The organism is Haloplanus sp., from assembly GCF_028275055.1.
Taxonomy (GTDB): domain Archaea; phylum Halobacteriota; class Halobacteria; order Halobacteriales; family Haloferacaceae; genus Haloplanus.
Window position 1 is genome coordinate 1 of the sequence record NZ_JAQCNJ010000100.1, and the last position, 4294, is coordinate 4294.

At 64.2% G+C, this 4294-nt stretch carries 5 protein-coding genes; 3 read left to right on the forward strand and 2 right to left on the reverse strand.

Going from position 1 to position 4294, the window contains the following annotated elements:
* From Q0925_RS12055 to Q0925_RS12065, 3 genes are all read left to right on the forward strand, one after another.
* The coding region (locus Q0925_RS12055; RefSeq protein ID WP_299335857.1) for a pyridoxal phosphate-dependent aminotransferase at window positions 1-774 on the forward strand (774 nt) is incomplete at its 5' end.
* Between the two features lie 73 nt (window positions 775-847).
* Entirely contained in the window at window positions 848-1591 is a 744-nt protein-coding gene (locus Q0925_RS12060; RefSeq protein WP_299335859.1) for a DUF7504 family protein, read from the forward strand.
* 41 nt (window positions 1592-1632) lie between these two features.
* Window positions 1633-3747 (forward strand): hypothetical protein, encoded by a 2115-nt coding sequence (locus Q0925_RS12065; RefSeq protein ID WP_299335861.1) that lies wholly within the window; start codon window positions 1633-1635, stop codon window positions 3745-3747.
* Here Q0925_RS12065 and Q0925_RS12070 read toward each other — a convergent pair.
* Both Q0925_RS12070 and Q0925_RS12075 read right to left on the reverse strand, forming a co-directional pair.
* Window positions 3744-3881 carry a hypothetical protein gene (locus Q0925_RS12070; protein WP_299335863.1) on the reverse strand — a complete coding sequence of 46 codons (138 nt, stop codon included), beginning with the start codon at window positions 3879-3881 and terminating at the stop codon, window positions 3744-3746. The two genes, Q0925_RS12065 and Q0925_RS12070, sit on opposite strands and share 4 nt — an antisense overlap.
* A gap of 171 nt (window positions 3882-4052) precedes the next feature.
* Window positions 4053-4294, reverse strand: a 242-nt coding sequence (locus tag Q0925_RS12075; RefSeq protein ID WP_299335865.1) for a HalX domain-containing protein, incomplete at its 5' end; no start/stop codon positions are given.

Below are 4294 nucleotides of genomic sequence, written 5' to 3' on the forward strand. Positions count from 1 at the left end.
TACGGGCCGGGCGTGCGCTTCTCGGGCGGTGAGCCACTCCCGGTCTCCACCCGCGCCGAAAACGACTTCGTGCTCACGTACGACGATCTCGACCGCGCCGGCGCCGACGACGCCGAGGTGTTGATGATCTGTTATCCGAACAATCCGACCGGTGCGACGGCCAGCGAGGCGGAACTGGCAGAAATCGCCGAGTTCGCCCGTGAGCACGACCTGACGGTGCTTTCCGACGAGATCTATGCAGGGCTCACCTACGAGGGCGAACACTCATCCATCGCGACACAGCCGGGGATGCGTGAACGGACCATCGTGTTCAACGGGTTCTCGAAGTCATACGCCATGACCGGCCTCCGTCTCGGCTACGCCCTCGGACCGCCGGAGGCCATCGACGCGATGAATCGCATCCACCAGTACACGATGCTCTCCGCGCCGACGACGGCACAACACGCCGCCCTCGAGGCCCTGCGGGTGTGCAACGACGACGTGGCCGAGATGCGCACCCAGTACAACCGACGACGACAGTTCGTCATCTCGCGGTTTCGGGACATGGGACTCGACTGCTTCGAGGCGACCGGCGCGTTCTACGCGTTCCCCGAGGCGCCGTACGACGACGAGCAGTTCGCGGAGGACCTGCTCCACGATCAGGGTGTCGCCGTCGTTCCCGGCCGGGTGTTCGGCGAGGAGGGCCACGATCACCTCCGTGTCTCATACGCCACCGGCATGTCGGACCTGAAAGAGGCGATGACCCGAATAGAGACCTTCCTCAACGACCGATAGCCGCCGTCTCCGAATATTAGCGATGATTCCGGGATAATAAGTATTATTCACACAGGTCCCGTTTGATCGATCGATGGTCACGGGTGGTGAGATGGGTCCCGACGATGACGGTGCCAGCTTCGCACACGCGCTGGCGACGCTGAAAGAACAAGGGAGTGCGCTCCTCGTCGTAGGGGCGGTCCCGGAGGAGATGTTCGCTGCGGCGTCGGCGACGATGCTCGGCGATCCGGACGCCGATCCACCCCGGCGGCGTCTCGTCGTCACCGCCGAATCAGGGCGCGAACGGGCGCTCCGACGGCTTCGCGATACCGGGCCGCTCTCCCCGGAGTACGCTCGCCTGATCACGCAGGGGGAGCACGCTCGGAGCGCGGCCACGGCAACCGGGGCGGGAGGCGAGGCGGGTGGGCTGGGGTCGCAACCAGCCCCACGGACACACGTCGTCGACGGCCCCCCGGACGAGGTCGGTGCGGTGATCACCGAGGTGATCGAGGCGTTCGGCTCAGCCGCCGGCGGGTTGGCCCCTGCCGAGTTCCGCATGGCGTTTGACTGTCTCCGAACGCTGCTCTCGGAGTACGGCCGCGAGGCGGCGTTCCGGGTCCTCCACGCCATGATCGGACAGGTTCGGTCGGTTTCCGGGATGGTCCACGTTCGCCTCCTCCGCGAGCCCTCCGCGGAGGTGGTCAAGCTCTTCGAACCGTTGTTCGACGCGACGGTCGAACTTCGGGTCGACGGATCGGCCCTCGACCAGCGGTGGCGGTTCCGGGACCGCGACCTCACGTCCGACTGGCTCCCGGTCGGCGGCGTGGACAACGCGTAAGCAGGGGCATATTTTTCCGTCCGAGGACGACCAGGAACACGATGAGTCGACCCGGGCGACGGGCGACAGCCGTTGAGGACGAGAACACCCTCGAGGTGTCGTTCGCCACGCTTGACGAGGGGTTCGGACTGGTCGTCACGGACCTCATCGAGCGCAACCAGTTCCGGCTGTTCACCGACGTTCCCGTTACGCCGACGCCGGCCGACACCGACGCCCACCGCTTCCCGGTCGACGCCGCGGTGGCCGTCGACGCCACAACGGTCGAACTCCCGACCGTTGTCTCCGTCTACGTTCGGGACGCCGGCGGGGAGATGCTGGCCGAGACGGAACACTCCGCCTCCGAAGCGTTTTCCGATGGACGCTACAGTCTCGAACTCTGTGGACCGATCAAACTCTACCTCCGCGTCGACGCCCCGGTGACCATCGAATCGGATCTGACCCGGACCCGCATCGACTTCGGCGAGGAGGCCACGGTTCGGGTCGGCGCTCGCTCCCATCACGAAAGACCGGCGGCGACGATCACCACGACCGAGGAGCCTGTCGATGTAATGGCCGCCGTCTCCGAGTTCGCCTCTGCGCTGAAGACCATCTCGCCCGAGCGCTCGTACCCGACGCTCCGTGGTCACCCGCCTCTGCTTGAACGCGGTGAGCGGCTTGTGGTGCCCGAGGGGATCGACACGCCGGACACCGGCGTGCGACTCGAACTGCCGCCGGAGTACCGCTCTATCTACGTGGCCGCGCCGTTGTCGTACTACCTCGCCGCGGACATCGTTCCGGCTGACCACCCGAGACTCGTAACCGAAACCGGCTTCGAACACGACCTCGACACCGTCCGGGGGTTCGAGACGGAGGTCGAACGTGTTCTCAAGCAGACGTTTTTTCTCGACTGCGTGACCCGGACGGAAGGGTACTACAACGTCGATCTCCACGAACGGGCAGCGGTCGAGGACGACCTGAACCTGGACCTCGAATGGCTGTACGGGCAGCCACTCGCGACACAGGTCGAGCGGTATCTCTCGGTTCCGTTCGGCGACGTTGAGGACGAACTCCCGGAGTGGCGGCTCACGTCCCACGTCGCCCCGAACCCGGAGAACGTGGAGTTGCTCCCGTTCGTCACGAACGATCTGGCGGTGGTTCGGACGCCATGCGCACAGCCGGAGCCGAGTTCCGAGGTACAGACGGCCGCGGCCGACGAGTTCTTCCGGGATTCGACGTTCACCCGGAGCGCGGCCGCCGAGGGGACGGCCCGGTCGTACGTCCAGCCGGAGGCGGCCGACTCGCTCGAACAGTCGTGGGTCGGTGAGGGCGCACCCATCGGGGCCAGCAAGGCTACGACCAGCGCGTTCTACAACCGACTCGACCGGACGCCGGCAGACGGCGACATCGGTATCACGGTCGTCTGTAACGATCCGTGGATGACCGAGGAGAGCGATGTGGTCGACGACGTGTACGGCTCCCACGATCAACTCCCATTCGACGTGCGGGTCCACCGGAACCTGTCGCGGGCGGAACTTCGCGAGGTGCTTTCGGCTGAGACGGACCTTCTCCATTATATCGGCCACATCGACGCCGACGGGTTCGAGTGTGCAGACGGCAAACTCAATGCGACGACACTGGCCGCCGCCGGTCCCGACGCCTTTCTGCTCAATGCGTGTCAGTCCTACGAACAGGGGGCGGCGCTCATCGAGGCGGGTGCCATCGCCGGCATCGTCACGCTGTCTGACGTGATCAACAGCGGCGCCGTCCGCATCGGTCGGCTGCTTGCACGTCTGCTCAACCGCGGGTTCACCGTCGGGAGCGCGCTCGAAGTCGCTCGCGACGATTCGATCATCGGTGACCAGTACACGGTCATCGGGGACAGCAGCCTGTCGCTGGCGCGGACGGACGGCGGCCCGCCGAACGTCTGTGTCGTCCGTCGGCAACCCGACGGCTACGAACTCGACTGGCAGACACACCCCTCAACGCGGGTCGGGATGGGAAGTATGGTGATTCCATGGCTCGATGGTGAGGACCAGTATCACCTCTGGTCGGGGTCGTCGAAGACATTCAACCTGAGCCGTGACGAGTTGCGGCAGTTTCTTTCACTAGAGACGGTTCCGGTGAAAATTGACGGGTCGATTGTCTGGAGCGACGAACTCGACCTCTCGGAACTTTAGGGACCGGAGACTGCGCCACCGTTGCCGTCGGCGTTGTAGGGACCGGAGACTGCGCCACCGTTGCCGTCGGCCGTGATGATCCGCTGTTCGGTTTCGGAGGTCGGTGCCACCGTTTGGCTGTCAGAGTCGGACATTGCACCCGAGCTGTCAGCCGGCGATGAAATATAATTTTTCGAGAATATCTTATATCTAATACAATCAATTAAAAAAACTAACTAATGACATAAACCCGAGATGCGAACGGGTCGATGGCCGTGGGTGAGATGCCGAGCGTGCCGAACCGTCACCGCAGTTCGGCGTTCGCGTCAGTCGTCTCGCTCGTCGTCGAGGTGGCGAGCGAGGTCCTGATACACCGACGTTAGGTCACCGTCCTCGCTGAGACGGTCGAGTTTGTCGTCGAGGTCGGCACGTAACTCGCCGATGTCGTCAAGAAGTTGTAAGTATTCTTCGGTGTCGACAACTGCATCCGGATTCGCGCCGGACTCCAGTACCGCTTTTTTCGAGGCGAGTGAGAACAACTGTCGGATCCCTTTACTGTACTGGTTGC